The organism is Alteromonas sp. KUL49, assembly GCF_006538345.1.
Classification (GTDB): Bacteria; Pseudomonadota; Gammaproteobacteria; order Enterobacterales; family Alteromonadaceae; genus Alteromonas.
The window spans coordinates 126,654-146,449 of sequence record NZ_BJKL01000009.1; the positions used below are offsets into that span (position 1 = coordinate 126,654).

Sequence of the window (19,796 nt, forward strand, 5' to 3'; positions counted from 1 at the left end):
TATTTTCACTAGCATAAATACAAGAGGCTAAGACGTACTCATGTTTGCATATGTTGCACGACAACCTATTTTTGATGCCAATCAGGAAGTATTTGCATACGAACTTCTCTTTAGGGTTGGCCAAGAAAACTGTTTTCCTGATATTCCACCAGACGAGGCAACATCTAAAATTCTCACTTCTACACATTTGAGTATTGGAATCGAGGAAATCGTCGGCGACAAAATGGCCTTTATCAACTTCCACAAAGATACCTTGATGTATCGCTTTCCTACCTCACTAGACGCCAATAAGGTAGTTATAGAAGTTGTTGAAACCGTCGAAGTCAATAATGCTTTAGTCAGTGCGTGTAAGCATATTCGAGGGCTTGGCTACAAAATAGCGCTAGATGATTATGACATGCAGGGTAAGTGGGAAGAGTTCATGCCCTTCATCAGCATTATTAAAATCGATATCACCGAACTTGATCACAACGACATTGCTGAGCTTGCAAAACGTTTTAAAGAAAGAAAGATTAAGTTGGTAGCCGAGAAGATTGAAACCCTTGAAGAGTTTGAAAAATTTAAAGCGATGGGTTTCGACTATTTCCAAGGGTACTTTCTAGCAAAACCTGAAATAGTTAAACATCGAAAGCTCGGGCCAAACAGTATCACTATGCTAGAGCTCATTAGTATCAGTGCTCAGCCTCAGCTAGATTTCGACAAAGTGAATAGCATTATTGAGCGAGACCCATCGCTGATATATCTACTGCTGCGCTTTATCAACAATCCTATGTTTAACAAACGCAATAAAATCACCTCGCTAAAACATGCACTTACGTTTATGGGCGAAGTTGAAGTGAAAAAGTTTATTGCGTTGCTGTCCCTCGCCAATTTAAGTGAAGGCAAGCCCAGTGAACTTATGCAGATGGCACTGGTACGTGCGAAATTTTGTGAATTGGTGTCGGTATCATTAAAGGAAATTGAAAATCCGCCGACAGGCTTTCTTACAGGGCTACTTTCGCTACTCGACGCTATGATGGGTCAACATATTGAAGATTTAGTCTCTAAAGTACCCATCAGCGACAAAGTGAGTGACGCTTTGTGCGGTGGTACGGGCCTTCTTCGAGATTGTTTGGATTTGGCCAGACACTTTGAAGCGGCGAATTGGGCAGGTGTAAAACGTTTCGTTGCTAAATATCCAATAAAGCAGACTTTACTCCATGGGTATTACAACGAGGCAATGAAATGGGCGCGTCATATGCAAATCAGCGCTCAATCGGAGAACACGAGTACAAAGTAAATACCAAGTCACGGCTAGTTTAGTACTTGAGCACGTCAAACTTATTGGCGTAAACTGCTTACTTATGCATGCGAAAAGCTATCTCATAGCGATTTGCAAGGGTTATGTTGTTTAACAAGAACGCCGCAAACAAGACGGCGCAATGAACGCAGGGACTTTTTATTTATGTTCGCTTTCACAGCTCGCCAACCGATATTGGATCGAAACAAAAGTGTTTTCGCTTATGAGCTTATCTTTAGAGATGGAAAAGCAGGTGCGTTCCCGGAGCATTCAAAAGAGAAAAGCAATTACATTGCAAACCATTTTCATCCGCTTGGGCTAGATGATATCTGCGCCGAGAAAACGTCATTCATCAATTTCTCTAGCGATACCATTATCTCTCGGTTCCCTACATCGTTAAATCCGGAAACCGTCGTGGTTGAATTAGCTGATAATCCATTTACCCAAACAGGATTATTGGAAGCCTGTCAGCACATTAAACAATTGGGTTTTAAGCTAGCCATAGACGATCCAATGATGATGAGCGCGCAACACGACATTTTTCCGTTAATTGATATTTTAAAAGTTGATGTATCTAAAACTCGCTACGAAAATATCGAAAAGCAAATACCCCGCTTCATTGATGCAAACATTAAGTTAGTCGCCGAACAAGTTGAAGACCACGACAACTTTGCCACTTGCAAGGACTTGGGTTTCGACTTCTTCCAAGGATATTTTTTCGCTCAGCCAGAAGCTCGCATGATGAAGCAGCTGCCAGCGTCGAAGATGAACCTTGTAGATTTGATGGGAGAGAGCTCAAATTCGGTTTTTGATGTTGATCGCATTAGTGAAATTATTGAGCGAGACGCAGCATTAAGCTACATGCTGCTTAAGTTCATCAATAACCCAACAATCAACAAGCGCTACAAAATTACGTCTTTGAAACACGCTCTGAACTACATGGGTGAAGTCGAGATTAAGAAGTTTATTGCACTGCTTAGTATCGCTAATTTGGGTGACGACAAGCCATTAGAAATTATTCACATGTCTCTTGTTAGAGCCAAATTTTTTGATTTGTTAAGCAAGACACGAGACATGAATACCAATCCGCCGATTGGCTTTCTGGTCGGGCTGTTCTCTTTGCTAGACGGGCTTTTAGATCAGTCGATGACAGACATCCTAAAACAGTTACCTTTATCTGAAGAGGTAAACGACGCGCTTATGGGTAAAAACCTCGAGTTCAATGCTTACATGAGCTTAGTCAGAGCCCTTGAAAGTGCGCTGTGGATGAACGTTATCAAGCAGGCTAAAGTGCTCAATATTGACCAAAAGCAACTGCATGCTCTGTATAACCAAGCCATCATTTGGGGCAATGGTGTAAGAAGCGCAATTTCGGCGCACTATCCTAAGGCGAAAGCTCAAGGATAATTAAGTGGGCTCTATTTGCTTGACGTGACGTTGTACTGAAATCAAAGAGCCCAACAAACCCAACCCAACCGATAACCCCAACATGACAAGTAGTGCCGTTCCAGACAACCCAGTAATATTGAAAGAGGTTTGATAAAGGGCGGCGAAGGCCTGAATACTACTGTCCATCCACCATAGAATTCCCACTACGGCGAACCACGCCATTACTCCGCCTAGTAAGCCAAACCAAAAGCCAGTGTACAAGAATGGACGATGAATAAAGGCATCTGTGGCGCCCACCAATTTCATCACTAATATTTCATCTCGTTTACTGAGTATATTGAGCCGAATAGTATTTCCTATGATTAATACCACGGCCACAAACAGTAGGCCGCCAATCAATGAGACTAAATCCCGGGCTATAGCGATCACAGCATGTAGTCGTTCTAACCATTCAATATCCAGTTTTGCCGATTCTACTTCTCGCTCTGCTTTTAACTTATTGAGCAAGCGCTTTGCGGCTAAAGGGCTATCATGACGCTCTGCGGGAGTGACTAACACAACATCTGGTAAGGGATTGGTCTCTAAGTAAGCGATAGCGTCCCCCAAACCTGACAATTGCTGAAACTCTTGCAGTGCATCATCAGCGGGAATGAAGACTAAGCTGTCGATTTCAGGCCAACTGTTCAAACGAGCCACTAACTGCTGGCTTCGAGAGGCAGGAGTACCTGTTTTCAAAAACAGAGATATCTCTGAAGCTTGCTCCCAACCTACAGTAATTTTTTCTGTATTTTTTACCATGATATAGAGCGTACTGGGTAAGGTAATACTTAATCCGAGCACACCAATGGTCATGAGTGACGCCGCGGGTTGCCGCCAAAGTTCACCAAGACTCGCAAGGGCTTGGCGAATATGGGTAACGAAGAACATAAAAAATGCTTGGATCACACCCACCTTTCGCTCGCTTGCACCGCTATTTCGACCTCTAAACAAAATACTCATAGTGGTGTCGCATCCAAGTCTTGAGTGAGTCCGTCAGTAATCATCTGCCCTTTTCGCAGAGTTAATGTACGATATTTCATCCGTGCAATCAGGCCCAAATCATGGGTCGCAATCAATACAGAAACACCTGCTTGATTGAAGTCTTCAAATAGACGAATAATTTCCATAGACAGCTTGGGGTCTAGGTTACCCGTGGGTTCATCAGCTAAGAGCAAAGGAGGTTTATTCACCACGGCTCTAGCGATACCTACGCGTTGTTGTTCACCGCCTGACAGCATGATAGGCAAGCAGCGACTCTTATCCCGCAAACCGACCATTTCGAGTGCCGCATCAACCCGTTTAGTGATTTCTTTGTGGGTGTATCCTTCGATAACTAGCGGTAGTGCAACGTTATCAAACACGGTTTTATCCATCAGCAACTGATGGCTTTGGAAGATCATGCCTATGTCACGGCGAATGTACGCAATATCTCTGCGACTAATTTTGTTAAGGTCGTGACCATTAATAAGTACACGACCCACAGTAGGGCGCTCCATAATGCTAATCAGTTTGAGCAAGGTGCTTTTGCCTGCACCAGAATGTCCGGTCAAGAAAGCCATTTCACCGGGCGCAATATGGAAATCCACTTTACTCAGTGCCCGTTGCCCGCCTGCATAGGTTTTACTAACTTGCTCAAACTTAATCATGCTTATCCCTAGAGCACTACCTTTTGCGTTTTATAAACTCATTGTGTTGCGCTGTCAGCTTCACTAAACAAGGCATCGATGAATTCATTACTATCAAATTCTCGTAGGTCGTCAATACCTTCACCTACACCTATATACCTGATAGGTATACCAAACTGGTCTGCAATAGAAAAGATTACACCGCCTTTAGCCGTGCCATCAAGTTTGGTTAATGTGAGTCCAGTTAGTCCAACCGCTTCATTAAACAGTTTGGCTTGACTTACCGCATTTTGACCTGTACCCGCATCGAGAGTAAGCATAACTTCATGGGGTGCATTCGGATTGAGTTTTTTCATTACTCGAACCACTTTTTTAAGCTCTTCCATCAAGTTGTTTTTGTTTTGTAGTCGACCTGCCGTATCTGCGATAAGTACATCACATTTGCGCGATTTAGCAGCTTCCAACGCATCATAGAGTACAGAAGCACTGTCAGAACCTGTGGGCTGCGCAATCACAGGAATATCGTTTCTTTCACCCCACACTTGAAGCTGTTCAACCGCTGCAGCCCGGAAAGTATCCCCTGCCGCCAACATGACTTTCTTACCTGCTTGTTGATACTGCTTCGCCAATTTTCCGATAGTGGTAGTTTTACCCACACCGTTAACGCCCACCATAAGAATGACAAAAGGTCCGGTGCTAGCGTCATGTTCTGCCATAACCTCATTCAGGGGTTGATTAACTTTTACCAACATCTCTGACATTTGCTGCTTTAGAATATCAACCAAAGCTTCGGCATCTTTTAAGTCTTTACGACTAGCGTTATCTGTAAGGTTATCGATAATTTTTTGCGTGGTTTCCATGCCAACATCAGCGACAAGCAGCTGGGTTTCTAAATCTTCATACAGTTCATCGTCAATGGCTTTGCCTTTAAACAGGCTCACCAATCCACTGCCCAAGTTTTCTTTGGTGCGAGATAAACTGTCTTTTAAGCGCGCAAATAAAGACTTCTTCTTCGGCTCTGGCTCTGGCTCTGGCTCTGGCTCTGGCTCTGGCTCTGGCTCTGGCTCTGGCTCTGGCTCTGGCTCTGGCTCTGGCTCTGGCTCTGGCTCTGGCTCTGGCTCTGGCTCTGGCTCTGGCTCTGGCTCTGGCTCTGGCTCTGGCTCTGGCTCTGGCTCATTTTCAGTATTTGATGATGTCGTTGTGTCAACTAGAGATTCTGCAGAAGTAATCTCAGTAGCCTCTACTTCTCCATTGGATTCTGATGTTGCGTCTGCGGCAATAGATTCATTTGCTTCACCGCTCTCTTGCAACGGCACATCGTTGCTTTCTTGTACTTTCTCTTCATCTGCTTTTTTATTCTTGCTGAACCAGCCAAAAAGTTTAGACATTGTTAAGACAAATCCTTATAAATTCGGAGCAAACTCGGCTACACTGGCCGGCTAATGTATAAGCTAATGATACCACTGTAAGTCACCATGAAGCGAGCGTCTCGCCCATCTAGGGCACCTTTCACAGCTAAAAAACGCCAATCCAATGCAACGCATGGGGCGAGCGGTCAAATTCGTATTATTGGTGGGCAGTGGCGAGGTAGAAAACTGCCAGTAAGAGATGTCACCGGCTTGCGGCCAACCACCGACCGAAACAAAGAAACCCTATTCAACTGGTTAATGCATAAATTAACCGATGCGGTATGTATCGATGTATTCGCAGGTTCTGGTGGGTTGGGTTTTGAGGCCCTATCTCGCTACGCGAAGCACTGCGACTTTATCGAAAAAGACAGTGGCGCATTCAACCAACTGGTAGAGAATACAAAGCTGTTACGCTTGAATTCACCAGAACACGTCAGTGTTTTACAAGGCGATGCTCTGTCTATTCTCTCTTCTCTGTCGAAAAACAGTTTTGATATTGCATTTGTGGATCCGCCCTTTGGGAAAGGGCTAGTACAACCCGTACTGGATTTAATCGACAAACATCAATTAATGGCCAGTAATGGAGTGATTTATATCGAGCAAGAAAGTGGTCTACCTTGGCCGACACTACCCGCACACTGGCAACTGACAAAATCAAAAGAGACATCGTCGCTGATGTATGGGCTTATTGAAATATCTTGAATGAGATAGGGCCTTTCAACCTAGACTTACTCGATAGCCAAACCAATGTTCGACATCTGTTCTTCCAAAGCCAAGGCTTTGAGCGCCTCTACCGCTGCAACTGATGAGGTTTGTTTTTCAACTTCATCAAGAAGTGCTTCTTGTATCTCTATTTCAAATGCCATCAAAGGGTGTGACTTCACGGTGTCGTCGTCAGCTTCTTCGGTAGACAGTAGGTAAGCTTCTACGCTGCCTTGAGATAACTTACTCACAACAACCGCCCCTTGAGGGTCATCGCCCGACTTTAAATTGAGCAGAGCAGCTAGGCCAATAGCCGCATCAATGGCAGGATAAACCCCATAAAAGTCATAGTCTTGCGTATCAGGAGTGGCCAACTCTACCTTTTCGAGCTGGGTCGCAACATTAAACTTACTCTTAGGCGACTTGAGTGACTCCCAGACTAAATTCAAACAATGACGCAGTACCTCTCCCCCTTCGTATTCTGTCACTTCACAGAACAATTGATAGTTGGGGAGCATTCTCTCGAGAAGTGCAGCACTAAAAGCTACAGCACGCCACCCTTCGAGGGCACGTACGCGAGCGAATGTATTTAACTTAGCCATGTTGAACTCCAGTAGCATGTAAGAAGTATTGCGATGCTCCGTCGAGCAACATTTGTATTGCAATCATTACCAAAATCATTCCCATCAGTCGTTCCATTGCCGCGAGGCCTCTCTCACCGAGCAACTTATGGAATACATTGGAAAACATTAGTATCACCGCACTCACTAACCAGGCTGCACCCAATGCTATCGACCAATCGAGCATTCGGTCAGGGTTTTGATTAGCAAGAAGAATAAGGGCAGCCAAAGTAGAGGGGCCGGCAATCAGTGGGATCGCCAAAGGTACAAGAAAAGGTTCTTCACCCACAGCCAACGCATTGGCATTACCCGGTTGGGGGAAAATCATTTTGAGCGCTATTAAGAATAATATAATACCGCCAGCGATACTGACGGTCTCTTGACCCACATTCAAGAAGTTAAGTACCGACTGACCACTGAACAGAAAAATAAACAAAATCACAAACGCAAAAAGCAACTCTCTGACCAATATGACTTGTCGTCGTTTAGGCTCAATGGACTTTAATACCGACATAAAAATGGGAAGGTTGCCCAGTGGATCCATGATCAAAAATAACATTATTGCTGCGGACCAAGTATCCATAATAATTCTTTCTCGACAGTGAGTTGCTAGTGTTATCGGTGGATAATTGAGCAATCGTCTTATCCATTAGTTGTAGTGTACAAAAAAGCACTCGAAAATTACTAACTTTGGGCTTAAATTTTACCAATTCCCTAAAGTGCTCGATAGAAGAAACAAATTTTTACTGAAAAAACATCACGTTTTTTCCATTTCTCCTATAATTTAGAGCAGAGTAACCATTCCTCACTACATTGGGTGGAATTGTAAATGTTTAGGATTGGGACGGGAATAGTTACTAAAACACAATAACAATCTGGAAATAAACAATGAGTTTGATGACTGTAAAAGAAGTTGCCGCCTTCCTTGACGTGCAAGAAGTTCGCGTAGAACGTTTAGCAAGAGAGCATTTGCTAATATCAAAAGACAAAGACGCCGATGGCAACCCACTGTTTGACCGTGGCGACGTTGAAAAATACAAAGAACTAGCAGAACGCTTAGGCGGTATCTAGCGCTTTAGCGATATTTTAGTACTTCTGAAAAGGCAGTGCTCTCGCACTGCCTTTTTGTTACTGACAGATGTCTACTTAAAACAACTACTTGAGCATTGCAGCAATACTTCTTATGCCTTTTGCTGTGGCTCCCGCTGGCATTTCTCCCGTAGCGTTGCCGTGGTAAGCAGCTGCAAGGTCAATGTGGATCCACCCTTTTCCCTCTGGATTGACAAACCTTGCCAAGAATCCTGCGGCGTTGGACGCGCCACCTGCACCACCGCCTTTCATCGGACGACTATTTGCAGTATCAGCAAAAGGTGACGGACACTTTTCACTGTGAAAACTTTCAAGTGGCAAGGGCCAAAAACGTTCATTTTGTTCCGCCGCAACGGCTAGCATCTTCGCTCTAGCTTCATCATCCAATGAGAAAACACCGTGATAGTCAGTGCCGAGTGCCACTACAGCAGCACCAGTGAGTGTGGCAGCATCAATAATTAACGGCGCACCGGTTTCTGTTGCAGCTAACAATCCGTCAGCGAGTACTAAACGACCCTCTGCATCTGTATTCACGATTTCTACAGAAACACCGTTCTTGTAGGTCAGTACATCACCAAGCTTATAGGCATGGCCGCTAATGAGGTTTTCTGCACAGCATAAAATTAATTGAATACGTTTATTCAACCCTTGAGAAATTGCCAAACCTAGTGCACCTGTGACAGTGGCGGCACCTCCCATATCGCATTTCATGTCTAACATACCTTCACTAGACTTGATGCTATAGCCACCAGAGTCAAAAGTAATGCCTTTGCCCACCAACACGGCATCAACGGGTGCGTCACTATTACCTGTGGGGTTGTAGTCTAACGTCAACATAACAGGGGGACGCTCACTGCCACGTCCTACGTTGTAGATCCCTGTCCATCCGGCATCCTTTAGCGCTTCACCCACTACCATAGTGTATGACACTGCATCGCCACCTAATTCAGCAATCCAATCAGCGGCACGTTGCGCAAGATCTTCAGGGCATAAGTCTTCTGGTGTGTCGTTTACCAACTGACGAGTGAATAGTAATGCCTGATACTGCGATGCCAACAGCGCTTTGTCGTCATTATCAGCCCAGTGAATTACACCAGGATTTCTTGCGCGTGTGTAGCTCATGGCAAAAGCCCATTGCTGTTCTTTGTGCCAATTACCAGCCAAACGAACTGCCGGAATACCAAGAGCATCTAGCTTTCTGGCGGCTTGTTGAATTACACGTTCATTTAAACCGTCATTGGGCAAATGAATAACTGCGCCAGACTCAACGAAAGATAACCTCGCGTTATCTCCCCAAGCACTCTGTGCGCTCTCGGTAGATAAATGAACAACAAATTCAGACATAACTTTCTTTCCTATTTCTCGATGACTTTGCTCGACACCACTGTCGTAGCATAGTGTAATGCGCTTCTTTCGATTATCTGAAACGCACAATATGTTCTTTGAGCCTGCGCTAATAAAAGGTACTTTAGTTAAACGCTACAAACGTTTTCTTGCAGACGTTATTCTTGAGAATGGCGAACTCGTCACCGCCCATTGCCCTAATACTGGCGCAATGACGGGATGCGCTGAGCCTGGTTACACGGTTTACTTGAGTGAATCCAACAATCCTAAACGCAAATTAAAGTACACATGGGAGCTCGCGCAAACCGATGAAGGCGACTTCATTGGCATCAACACTCACAATGCTAATAAACTGGTAGCGGAAGCACTAAATAACAAGGTGCTTGATTCATTTTCTTCCGCCCGTAGCTGGAAAGCAGAAGTAACACCTCCTACGATGACGAGTCGATTCGATTTTGCCATCCAGCACGACGATTCCACGAGTTTTCTAGAAGTAAAATCAGTCACCTTAAACAGAGCTGGGAAAGGTTATTTTCCCGACGCAGTCACAACAAGGGGCGCTAAACACTGTAACGAACTCGCACAATTGGTACGCTCTGGTATAGAAACCAGTTTACTGTTTTGTGTGCAACACACGGGCGTAACTAGTGTGCATCTCGCCGAAGACATTGATCCAAACTATGCCAAAGCGGTGCGTGAAGCTAATGAAGCAGGTGTAAAGATACTCGCCGCGGCCTGCAAAATAGACAAACAAAAAATACTTATAAATCATGAAGTACCGGTATTTTTATAAAAAATAGGTTGATTTTTTTAAAATCATCTTCATATTTTCGCCTTGCTCTGCATTAGACGCAATTCGAAAAAAAGCGGAGCCACTTCGCTGCAATGGGTAAAAATACCTGTGCAGCTATAAAATCACATAGACACGTAAAATTGCCTGAAGCTGATGAGTCTGATATAGATAGCTGATGTAGTCAGGACAATTTGGATGTCGTAGTGTAGGAGATATGGCACATGCCAACAGGAAAAGAAACTAAATCCCTGGGATTATTGGCGTTAGCAGGCTTACAGCCATACGAGCCAAAAGCTGATGAAGAGTACATGGGTGAACCCCAAATGGAACACTTCCGCCTATTGCTTAAAGCATGGCGTAACCAGCTAAGAGAAGAAGTAGACCGTACAGTTACACACATGAAAGACGAAGCGGCAAACTTCCCTGATCCAGTGGACAGAGCTGCTCAAGAAGAAGAGTTCAGTTTAGAGCTTCGAACGCGTGACCGCGAACGTAAGCTTATCAAGAAGATCGAAAAAACCCTTAAGCGTATCGAAGAGGACGATTTCGGTTTTTGCGATTCTTGCGGTATCGAAATTGGTATACGCCGTCTTGAAGCACGTCCAACAGCCGACATGTGCATTGATTGTAAAACAATGGCTGAAATCAAAGAAAAACAACTACAAGGCTAACCCCCTTGCAGTGTTCAGGCTCAATACGCTTATTGAGCCTGTCTATCTTCAATGACGATCACATTACCTTCTACAGATGGCGCTTTGCAATCTGACCCACGTTCTTACGTTGGACGTTTCGCCCCGTCCCCATCTGGGCAACTTCACTTTGGTTCCCTTGTCACCGCGCTCGCTAGCTATTTAGAGGCTAGAAGTAAAAAAGGTACTTGGCTGGTGCGTATGGAAGACATCGATGAACCACGATGTATCAACGGTATGGACATTGCCATTCTCAATACCCTAGAGGCTCATGGGTTAACATGGGATGGGGAAATTATTTATCAGAGTCAACAGCATCATCGATATCAAGACTCTGTCGACAGCTTACTTACTCATAATAATGCGTATTACTGCCAATGCACACGTAAACAGATCAATGCCATGGGTGGGCGCTACAGTGGCCAATGTCGAGATAAAAAGCTTACCGCCGATGGAGCTGACAAAGCCATTAGACTTCCATTGACAGGAAACACTCCTTCATTTAACGACGGTGTCCTAGGTATCGTACCTGAAGGTGAATCCCTAGAAGATATTGTGATTAAGCGCAGAGATGGTTTGTACTCGTATAATATAGTGGTTGTACTCGACGACGACTATCAAGGCGTTAATCATATCGTTCGAGGCGCAGATTTATTGCCCGTAACGGCGACACAGATTGCCCTCTATCGCAGTTTAGGATTATCTGTACCACATTATAGCCATATTCCCGTGGCATCAGTGGCTCCTGGAAGAAAGCTCAGCAAGCAGAATCATGCTAAACCACTGGACAACAGCCACGCGATAGAAAATCTGCATCGAGCCATGACTTTTTTGTCATTATCGCCCCACCAATGTCAGGAATATCAAGGAGTAGATGATCTGTTGAAGCATGCTGTGTCACTGTGGAACATGAAAAAGGTGCCGAAAACCCCTGAAATTATTGTCGACGCGCAGGAATCCACTTATCATAGCCAACGTTAATCGTTGTGGAGTTAGTATCATCATTCATCGTGTATTTAAAACGGTAAAACAAGCATTCACCAAAGAGAAAAGCAGTGAAGCGGGCTTGACCGCCCGTGTTATGACACGAGCCGAACACGGGATCTCTCGTGATGATGTTAGCCCCAATGCATTAAAAGTCATGTATCGCCTTAACGGTGCCGGTTTTGAATCCTATCTTGTTGGCGGATGTGTTCGCGATGTACTGATGGGAAAAGTCCCTAAAGATTTTGATGTCGTAACCAACGCCACGCCAGAGCAAATCAAAGGCTTGTTTAGAAACTGCCGCTTAATTGGCCGCCGATTTAGACTCGCTCATATAGTGTTTGGTCGAGAAATCATCGAAGTCGCAACCTTCCGAGGGCATCACAGCGATGAAGCAAAAGACACCGATGCCCCAAAAAATAAGGTCAGAGCGAAGCAAGACGACCAGGGTCAGTTAGTAAGAGATAATGTATTTGGCACAATTGAAGAAGATGCAGAACGTCGCGACTTTACGTTCAATGCCATGTACTACAGTGTCGCCGACTTTACGGTAAAAGACTTCGCCAATGGCCTTGATGCCATTGAAAAGCGTGAGGTGCGTTTGATTGGGGACCCAGAAACCCGCTATCGCGAAGATCCTGTGCGTATGCTCCGAGCAATACGATTTGCTGCTAAGCTGCAAATGACGCTACATCCAGAAACAGCTGCGCCTATTAAAAACCTTGCCCATTTACTGCAAAACATACCAGCAGCTCGCCTGTTTGAGGAAACGTTAAAACTATTTTTGTCAGGAGAAGGCGAAAAAACCTTCTTTATGCTCCATGAGTATGGCTTGATTGCACCACTGTTCCCTCAGATAGAGCCGTTTTTATCCGACACCTCATGCCGAGAAATGCAGTTTATTCGCAAGGTACTGCAAAATACTGACGAAAGAATTAATAGCAATATGCGTGTTACGCCAGCGTTTTTATACGCAGCCTTATTGTGGTATCCGTTAGAGGAACATGCACAACGACTGCAAAGCGAGTCTGGTTTAAATGCTCACGATGCCTTTAATATTGCGTCAGGTGATGTGATTGCCAAACAAACACAGCGTATTATGATCCCAAAACGTTTCTCGACTGTGATCCGTGACATTTGGGTACTCCAGCAACGTTTACCTAAACGTTTCGGTAAACGCGCGTTCCAATTACTCTCTCACCCAAAATTCAGAGCAGGCTATGATTTCTTGCTAGTTCGAGGGCAAATAGAGGGAGGTAAATTATTGGAGCTTGCTCAATGGTGGACGCAGTTCCAGCACGCCGATAATGACAAACAACGCAAACTTCTCAACGAGTTACGTCGTACAGAAAGTTCAGGAAATAATAATAAACGTAGAAAGCGCAGACCACCAAAGAGATCTCCGGATGCATAAAGAACACGTATATATCGGCGTTGGTAGTAACTTAGGCGACTCATATGAAACAGTACGCGAAGCCTTTGACGCACTCAATGAATTGCCATATACCCGATTATTGACGTCATCGTCGCTATACAGCAGTAAGCCTATGGGGCCTCAAAACCAGCCTGATTACGTAAATGCAGTAAGCCTAATTGAGACAGGATTAGAGCCTGAAGAGTTGCTGACTCTGTTGCAAGATATCGAGTTAAACTTTGGACGGGAACGCAAAGGTGAACGGTGGGGTGCGAGAACGCTAGATTTAGATATTTTAATGTTTGGCAGCAAACAAATATCTACTGAAACTCTTACCGTCCCTCATATTGGTATGGCTCAGCGAGAATTTGTTATGGTACCTTTGTTTGAGATTGCTCAAACCATGGTCATGCCCGACGGTAAGCCTATATCTCAGTGGGTCGCAAAATGCTCTCTCGACGGTTTAAAGCGCCTTCGCCCTTCCAATTAGCAGCAAAATCCGTATAGTTCGCCTCACGATAGACCATCTTAGGTAGGTGCCATGAAAAAAGTTACGGTTTCCAGTCTGCTCAAGAAAAAGCAAGCTGGTGAAAAAATCACATCGCTAACCGCTTACGACGCCAGCTTTGCCAAAATGTTCGACGAACAGGGTATTGATGCCATGCTAATTGGTGATTCACTGGGTATGGTACTCCAAGGGCAAGACGACACCCTACCTGTTACCGTAGACGATATTGCCTACCACACGCGCAGTGTACGCAGCGGAACCTCAAGGGCTTTTGTGTTGGCTGATATGCCTTTTATGAGTTACGCAACACCAGAACAAACTTACACGAATGCAGCGATTTTAATGGCAGCGGGTGCCAGCATGGTTAAGTTAGAAGGTGGTAGCTGGTTATGTGAGACCATTTCAGGACTAAATCAACGGGGCGTTCCTGTCTGTGGACATCTTGGCTTAACACCACAATCAGTACATGTTTTTGGTGGTTTTAAGGTACAAGGAAGAGAAGCCAGCCAAGCCGAGCACTTGTTGGCTGAAGCGCAAGCATTAGAAGAAGCCGGTATTCAACTACTTGTTCTTGAGTGTGTACCCTCCAGCTTAGGCAAGGCTATTAGTGAAGCGCTAACTATCCCCGTTATTGGTATTGGCGCTGGCAAAGATACCGATGGCCAAATTTTGGTGATGCACGATATGTTTGGTATTAGTGCTAACTATATGCCGAAGTTTTCAAAGAATTATCTAAAAGAAACTGGCGATATGCGTGAAGCCGTGAGCCAGTATATAAGCGAAGTACAAGATGGAACCTTCCCGTCTGCTGAACACAGCTTTGAGTAAATAGAAAGGTTAGCTATGCAAGTAGTATCGAGTATCTCCGCCCTGCGTTCGCTAATCGGGCAATGGAAAAATGACGGTAACTCTGTTGGCTTTGTTCCTACTATGGGTAACCTTCATGATGGCCATTTGTCACTGGTAAAACAAGCCAAAGACAACACGCAGAAAGTCATCGTTAGTATTTTTGTTAATCCTATGCAGTTTGGAGAGAACGAAGACCTCGATGCCTACCCGCGTACGTTAGACCAAGACAAAGCCAAACTTACCGATGTAGGCGCAGATGCAGTTTTTCTTCCCAGCGTTGAAGATATGTACCCGGGTGGATTGAAACAGCAAACTTTCGTAGAAGTGCCCGATATTTCACATGTACTTTGCGGTGCCAGTCGCCCCGGACATTTCAGAGGTGTGGCAACAGTAGTGACTAAGTTGTTCAACATGGTACAACCTGACGCAGCGTTTTTTGGAGAAAAAGACTTCCAGCAGCTGCAAGTGATCCGCACTATGGTACAAGACCTTTCTATGCCCATAGCGATACACGGCGTACCCACCGCCCGTGAAGATTCTGGGCTCGCGATGAGTTCAAGAAACGGTTATCTGAGCAAAGAGGAAAGACTCGTTGCTCCCGAACTCTTCGCCGCTATGAGTGGATTAGGTGAGTCGCTGAAGAAAGGAGAATACTTGTTCACTGAGCTTGCTCAGAACACGGCAAGACGTCTTAATGAAGCTGGATTCGTTACCGACTATGTGAAAATAGTGAATACGAAGACATTGCAACCAGCAGTGGTTGGAGATAAAAGTGTAGTGATATTGGTCGCAGCTTATCTTGGCACCACACGTCTAATAGATAACCTGCCTGTAGTTCTTTAATTTATAGCAGATGTGTAGGTGCTTTTTTTAAGTGCCTATACCTAAGAAGCTATGCGCTCAATCGTTCTGATTGTTTCTCAACGTCTAAAACAAGTTGGTCCCACAGCGCTGTTTTGGTAGCGATTAGATGCTGTTCAGCCAATATCGCGGCTAAATCGTTATGACTGGTAAGTGGATTAGCCAACACCACGCGAAACACGGTAATGCACTGACCAGGGTAGTTCTCGGCTTCTAATCGTGTACGCGAAACAAAAGACTTACCGGCTTCACGCTGCTGCTTTTGCACCGACACTACCAGCCTGTCGATCTTTTCATTAATCTCTCTGCACGTATTCATATCAGAGCTCTGCATTAATGCTTGCAAACCGGCCGGTACAACACGATAGGTCAGTAAAGATAGTGTAGGTGTGGTAGTAAGCTCAAAATCTGGATGACGACTTATCATATCAGCAAAAGCTTTGGCCTTTTCGATACTTCTGTCGATAAGCAATTCATAACCTCGACGACCAAATATGTGTAGCGCAGAATACACCATCATCGCCATACCATTGCGTGAACCTTCAAGGGTTGTCGATCCTAAATCTTTGGACCCCGCACGAAGAATATATTGCGCATGATGACGAACAGCATTGGCATCTTCAGGATTCTTAAACAGCGCCATACCAGCCCCCATGGGGACGTACATTTGTTTATGTGCGTCGATAGTCACTGAGTCTGCACGCTCGATACCTTTGAGCTTATAACCATTTTGCGACGAAAATAAGGTTGCTCCACCCCATGCGGCATCAACGTGGAACCAGCAACCCAACTCATTGGCAACATCGGCAAGCTCGTCGAGTGGGTCGATATGGCCAGTTTCAGTGGTTCCACCCACACCAACAATGGCAAGTAGCTTATTACCTTGCTCTGCGTAACGCTTGCCAACTTGTAGAGCCTTTTCAGGGTCTAAAGTTTGTCTAGGCGCTGGTAGGGTAATTAATTGTTCGCGCCCAATGCCGAGTACATCTACAGCTTTCGACAACGAGTAGTGGCCTCGCTTACTGCAAAGCACGCCAAGATTATTAATATCGTAGTGACGATACGCTGCTGCCAATCCAGCTTTTGCTACGCCAGAAAAGCCCGGTGCAGGACCAAGGCACTTATTTCTCGCCACCCACAATGCAGTGATGTTAGCGATAGTGCCTCCAGAGCAGAATGCACCAAGCGCATGACGAGAGCTGTGCAAATAGTCTTCGTAGAAAGCGTCTGACTCGCCGTAAATCAAGTTGTGCATCATTCCAAGCACTTGGCGCTCTAACGGCGTAAAGGCTTTGGATGTTTCGATTTTAACGAGATTTTGATTTAGCCCCACCATCAACTTAGATAAGGGAAGATGAAAATACGGTAGCGCTGAGGTCATATGACCAATAAAAGTGGGTGAGTATGTATTGACTGAATGAGCAACCAGCTTATTCAGTAAGCTTTCTGCATGCGTTGAGACGAATTCTGGAGACTCAGGCACAAACGCATCAGCGAAGTCTTTTTCGACCTCCTCCAATGACGTTTTTTTAGTCACAACATGTTGAGACAAGAAATCTAAAATATTGTCTGATAAATGTTGTTCTATCTGCGCTAGCTTTGAGTCTTTATGCTCTGGTTTAGTGAATACCCTAAACAAGTGCTCCAGACTGACCTGAGCTTCACCCACTCACACACCTCATCAATATAAAGAATGGATACTCAGCGTAAAGCATGAATTCCACGACAAAACCCAGAATACTGCTAATTTGAAACTTAACACATTCATTTGGGGGTGGCGAACTTTACCTCAGATTAACAGTCTCGCCAAGATATAAACATGCGTTTGATTATTCCCTTTTGATCTGTTTTACGCTGTTTTTAGTGCTATTTAGACCTCAACCAGCCTAGTACAAGACAAAGTATTACACTAGCTTTTAGTTAGGAAATCGCTTTTCCGATCAGCTGCTATAATAAAAATTCGAGCACATTACATAGAGTTAAGGCTTAGGGTCATGCCGATTAGAGAAATACGAGAGAACTTTGCCGTTGACGACATCGTGCCCTACTTTCAACCCATTATTGATTTGGAAAGCCAAAGAGTATGGCGTTACGAATGTTTGGCAAGATTAATCACCTCTGGTGATAAAACGTTTTTACCCAGTGAATTTCTGTACTTAATAGAGCGTGAGCAGCATATTCACGCACTGACGGAAGCTATGTTCTGCCAGTCTGCGCAATACTTTCACGATGTGAATGTTCCGTGGAGTATTAATATCAGTGCCACAGATCTTCAAAACCAATCCCTTACCACAACCTTAATCACTCACTTAGCAAACTACCCCAATCCATCTCGGGTTAGCATAGAAATAAGTGCGTCGAGCGCGATGGATAATCCACAGGCGTTGCACAGTTTTGTTGAGCAAAGTATGCAAGCAGGAATCGGTGTTTTCATCGACAACGTAGGTACTAGACCCGGCAACATTAACGCCTTACTCAACTTACCCATTCGGGGAATAAAACTTGCTGGCGGGCTTATTCACCATTATCAGGAGGACAACGGAGTCAGAGAATACGTAGACTACATGCTGTCTTTGTGTACTAAAAAAGACATTAGCGTAGTGGCAGAACACATAGAAACCACAAGTTTATTAGAGTGCGTAAACAATCTCCGTATTCGCTATGCGCAAGGCTATGTGTTTAGTCCCCCTGCACCTACGTCGTTACATCATTGAATGAGTATTGGCTTGTTCAGGTTAAATGAACACGCCAACACGCCTGCCCGCTAGAGGAGTATTTACGCTCGAAGGGCGTCATGGGGTGAGTAGTGTCGATAGGCTTAACAACACCATGTAACCCGTAATGCGCCGCTGCCTGAGTAAACTCCTCAACATATATCTGCCAATTACTACGCACTTCCACATCTTGGCATATTGCCATTAAGTCAGGCATTGCTGCGCTGGCGTGCCAACGCTTCTGTATCTGAGTCTTCTTTGGATAGGGATTGGGATACAACAGGTAGTGTTGCTTTACTTGCCACTTATGCTGGTTAACTAACCGCCAGAAATCATTTACGTCGGCCCGAATAACTCGGTAGTTGTCTTGCCCTGCGCTGTAGTGCGCATGTTTACCCACGCGAAGTTCGGATTTATCTAACCCAATAACACGACAATCTGGATTTTCTCTTGCCAAATTGGCGGTACTCTCGCCCACTCCACAACAAGAATCCAAAATAATCTCTCCGCTACCCGATGCGAGCCACTCAGAGGCTTCATCGAATGCCGCTTGTGTGTGGGCTCCGATAGGACGTTGATTCACCGAATGTTTGTACTTTTCAACCAAGGCGTCCAACTTATCGTGAACACCTAATTGATTAGTGGTTATCGCTCTAGAATTGCCCTCTGACATTAGCTTCGAATTCCCTTGCCTGTTTTCAACAGGTAATAAGCCACACTGAACAAAAGGCCATTAAACCCAACGAGCAGCGCTAGGGATACACCCACATTCACATCGGATACGCCTAAAAATCCAAAGCGGAAACCATTGACCATGTAAACAATAGGGTTAGCTTTACTCACCCACTGCCAAAACTCGGGTAATAGTGTGAGTGAGTAAAACACGCCGCCAAGATAGGTTAATGGCGTAAGAACGAAGGTAGGTACCACACTAATATCGTCAAAGGTTTTCGCAAACACCGCATTAATTAAGCCTGCGGTAGCAAACAGGGTTGCGGTTAACAGCAAGGTAATAGCGATAACACCGAGGTTGTATATTTGAACATCCACAAACAGTAAAGAAACTAAGGTGACAATGATACCGATAAGTACCGCTCGAGCTACACCTCCGCCAACGTAACCCATAATAATCACTGATGTGGGTACTGGAGATACGAGTAATTCTTCAATATTGCGCTGAAATTTTGCGCTGAAAAACGACGACGATACATTCGCGTAAGAGTTAGTAATCACCGACATCATGATCAACCCCGGTACGATAAACTCCATGTAGCTGAAACCGCCCATTTGCCCAATACGCTCTCCAATCAAGCTACCAAAAATCACAAAGTAGAGGCTCATAGTGATCGCAGGCGGCACTAGAGTTTGCACCCAAATACGCAAAAAACGCGTACATTCTTTTATCCAAATGGTGGTTAATGCCACTGAGTTTTGTTGCAGCCAGTTCACTTTTGCCGGTGCAGTAGAAGATGGTTCTGAAGACATAAT

21 protein-coding genes are annotated in these 19,796 nt (G+C 44.8%); 12 read left to right on the forward strand and 9 right to left on the reverse strand.

Annotated elements, in window-relative coordinates; translation table 11 throughout:
- Positions 1–40: 40 nt before the first annotated feature.
- Positions 41–1,279, forward strand: coding sequence for an EAL and HDOD domain-containing protein (locus EYS00_RS15860; RefSeq protein WP_130638353.1), 1,239 nt, complete (start codon positions 41–43; stop codon positions 1,277–1,279).
- Positions 1,280–1,444: 165 nt separating this feature from the next.
- The gene (locus EYS00_RS15865) at positions 1,445–2,686 is read left to right on the forward strand and encodes an EAL and HDOD domain-containing protein (protein ID WP_130638355.1); all 1,242 of its coding nucleotides are present in this window, start codon (positions 1,445–1,447) and stop codon (positions 2,684–2,686) included.
- Here EYS00_RS15865 and ftsX read toward each other — a convergent pair whose 3' ends face one another.
- From ftsX to ftsY, 3 genes are read right to left on the reverse strand one after another with little or no spacing between them, the layout of a single operon-like run.
- Positions 2,687–3,667: a permease-like cell division protein FtsX gene (gene ftsX, locus EYS00_RS15870; protein WP_130638357.1), complete on the reverse strand. Its 981-nt coding sequence runs from the start codon at positions 3,665–3,667 to the stop codon at positions 2,687–2,689.
- Entirely contained in the window at positions 3,664–4,353 is a 690-nt protein-coding gene (gene ftsE, locus EYS00_RS15875) for a cell division ATP-binding protein FtsE (RefSeq protein ID WP_130638359.1), read from the reverse strand. Before ftsE ends, ftsX begins: the two co-directional genes overlap by 4 nt.
- 38 nt (positions 4,354–4,391) lie before the next feature.
- Positions 4,392–5,720 carry a signal recognition particle-docking protein FtsY gene (gene ftsY, locus EYS00_RS15880; RefSeq protein ID WP_165399406.1) on the reverse strand — a complete coding sequence of 443 codons (1,329 nt, stop codon included), beginning with the start codon at positions 5,718–5,720 and terminating at the stop codon, positions 4,392–4,394.
- An 87-nt stretch (positions 5,721–5,807) separates the two neighbouring features.
- Between ftsY and rsmD the strand changes: the two genes are divergently transcribed.
- Positions 5,808–6,443 carry a 16S rRNA (guanine(966)-N(2))-methyltransferase RsmD gene (rsmD, locus tag EYS00_RS15885; RefSeq protein ID WP_130638361.1) on the forward strand — a complete coding sequence of 212 codons (636 nt, stop codon included), beginning with the start codon at positions 5,808–5,810 and terminating at the stop codon, positions 6,441–6,443.
- A 26-nt stretch (positions 6,444–6,469) separates the two neighbouring features.
- Here the strand turns inward: rsmD and EYS00_RS15890 are convergent, their stop codons facing one another.
- Together EYS00_RS15890 and EYS00_RS15895 are read right to left on the reverse strand one after the other, a co-directional pair.
- A complete protein-coding gene (locus tag EYS00_RS15890; protein ID WP_130638363.1) occupies positions 6,470–7,045 on the reverse strand; it encodes a YjaG family protein in 576 nt (191 codons plus the stop codon).
- Positions 7,038–7,646 (reverse strand): YhgN family NAAT transporter, encoded by a 609-nt coding sequence (locus tag EYS00_RS15895; RefSeq protein ID WP_130638365.1) that lies wholly within the window; start codon positions 7,644–7,646, stop codon positions 7,038–7,040. Before EYS00_RS15895 ends, EYS00_RS15890 begins: the two co-directional genes overlap by 8 nt.
- 305 nt (positions 7,647–7,951) lie before the next feature.
- Between EYS00_RS15895 and EYS00_RS15900 the strand changes: the two genes are divergently transcribed.
- Positions 7,952–8,134: a helix-turn-helix domain-containing protein gene (locus EYS00_RS15900; RefSeq protein WP_130638367.1), complete on the forward strand. Its 183-nt coding sequence runs from the start codon at positions 7,952–7,954 to the stop codon at positions 8,132–8,134.
- A gap of 84 nt (positions 8,135–8,218) precedes the next feature.
- On the opposite strand, the gene pepB is transcribed toward EYS00_RS15900, so the two are convergent.
- On the reverse strand, positions 8,219–9,496 hold the full coding sequence (pepB, locus tag EYS00_RS15905) for an aminopeptidase PepB (protein ID WP_130638369.1): 1,278 nt from the start codon (positions 9,494–9,496) through the stop codon (positions 8,219–8,221).
- A gap of 91 nt (positions 9,497–9,587) precedes the next feature.
- Here pepB and sfsA point away from each other — a divergent pair, with 91 nt between their 5' ends.
- The 7 genes from sfsA (at position 9,588) to panC (ending at position 15,576) form a co-directional block, all read left to right on the forward strand.
- Entirely contained in the window at positions 9,588–10,289 is a 702-nt protein-coding gene (gene sfsA, locus EYS00_RS15910; RefSeq protein ID WP_130638482.1) for a DNA/RNA nuclease SfsA, read from the forward strand.
- Between the two features lie 221 nt (positions 10,290–10,510).
- Complete coding sequence (gene dksA, locus EYS00_RS15915) at positions 10,511–10,960, forward strand: RNA polymerase-binding protein DksA (protein ID WP_130638371.1); 450 nt, start codon at positions 10,511–10,513, stop codon at positions 10,958–10,960.
- Positions 10,961–11,011: 51 nt separating this feature from the next.
- The gene (gluQRS, locus tag EYS00_RS15920) at positions 11,012–11,959 is read left to right on the forward strand and encodes a tRNA glutamyl-Q(34) synthetase GluQRS (RefSeq protein ID WP_130638373.1); all 948 of its coding nucleotides are present in this window, start codon (positions 11,012–11,014) and stop codon (positions 11,957–11,959) included.
- Positions 11,960–12,059: 100 nt separating this feature from the next.
- Positions 12,060–13,376 carry a polynucleotide adenylyltransferase PcnB gene (gene pcnB, locus EYS00_RS15925; protein WP_130638484.1) on the forward strand — a complete coding sequence of 439 codons (1,317 nt, stop codon included), beginning with the start codon at positions 12,060–12,062 and terminating at the stop codon, positions 13,374–13,376.
- Positions 13,369–13,866, forward strand: coding sequence for a 2-amino-4-hydroxy-6-hydroxymethyldihydropteridine diphosphokinase (gene folK / locus EYS00_RS15930; RefSeq protein WP_130638375.1), 498 nt, complete (start codon positions 13,369–13,371; stop codon positions 13,864–13,866). Before pcnB ends, folK begins: the two co-directional genes overlap by 8 nt.
- Before the next feature lie 51 nt (positions 13,867–13,917).
- A complete protein-coding gene (gene panB, locus EYS00_RS15935; protein WP_130638377.1) occupies positions 13,918–14,712 on the forward strand; it encodes a 3-methyl-2-oxobutanoate hydroxymethyltransferase in 795 nt (264 codons plus the stop codon).
- Between the two features lie 15 nt (positions 14,713–14,727).
- Positions 14,728–15,576 carry a pantoate--beta-alanine ligase gene (panC, locus tag EYS00_RS15940; protein ID WP_130638379.1) on the forward strand — a complete coding sequence of 283 codons (849 nt, stop codon included), beginning with the start codon at positions 14,728–14,730 and terminating at the stop codon, positions 15,574–15,576.
- Between the two features lie 49 nt (positions 15,577–15,625).
- On the opposite strand, the gene panP is transcribed toward panC, so the two are convergent.
- Complete coding sequence (gene panP / locus EYS00_RS15945; RefSeq protein WP_130638381.1) at positions 15,626–17,263, reverse strand: pyridoxal-dependent aspartate 1-decarboxylase PanP; 1,638 nt, start codon at positions 17,261–17,263, stop codon at positions 15,626–15,628.
- Between the two features lie 325 nt (positions 17,264–17,588).
- Here panP and EYS00_RS15950 point away from each other — a divergent pair, with 325 nt between their 5' ends.
- The gene (locus tag EYS00_RS15950) at positions 17,589–18,308 is read left to right on the forward strand and encodes an EAL domain-containing protein (RefSeq protein WP_130638383.1); all 720 of its coding nucleotides are present in this window, start codon (positions 17,589–17,591) and stop codon (positions 18,306–18,308) included.
- A gap of 16 nt (positions 18,309–18,324) precedes the next feature.
- Here EYS00_RS15950 and EYS00_RS15955 read toward each other — a convergent pair whose 3' ends face one another.
- Together EYS00_RS15955 and EYS00_RS15960 are read right to left on the reverse strand one after the other, a co-directional pair.
- A complete protein-coding gene (locus tag EYS00_RS15955) occupies positions 18,325–18,981 on the reverse strand; it encodes a tRNA (guanosine(46)-N(7))-methyltransferase TrmB (protein ID WP_130638385.1) in 657 nt (218 codons plus the stop codon).
- Complete coding sequence (locus tag EYS00_RS15960; protein ID WP_130638387.1) at positions 18,981–19,793, reverse strand: ABC transporter permease; 813 nt, start codon at positions 19,791–19,793, stop codon at positions 18,981–18,983. The genes EYS00_RS15955 and EYS00_RS15960 overlap by 1 nt, the downstream gene beginning before the upstream one ends.
- Positions 19,794–19,796: the final 3 nt, after the last annotated feature.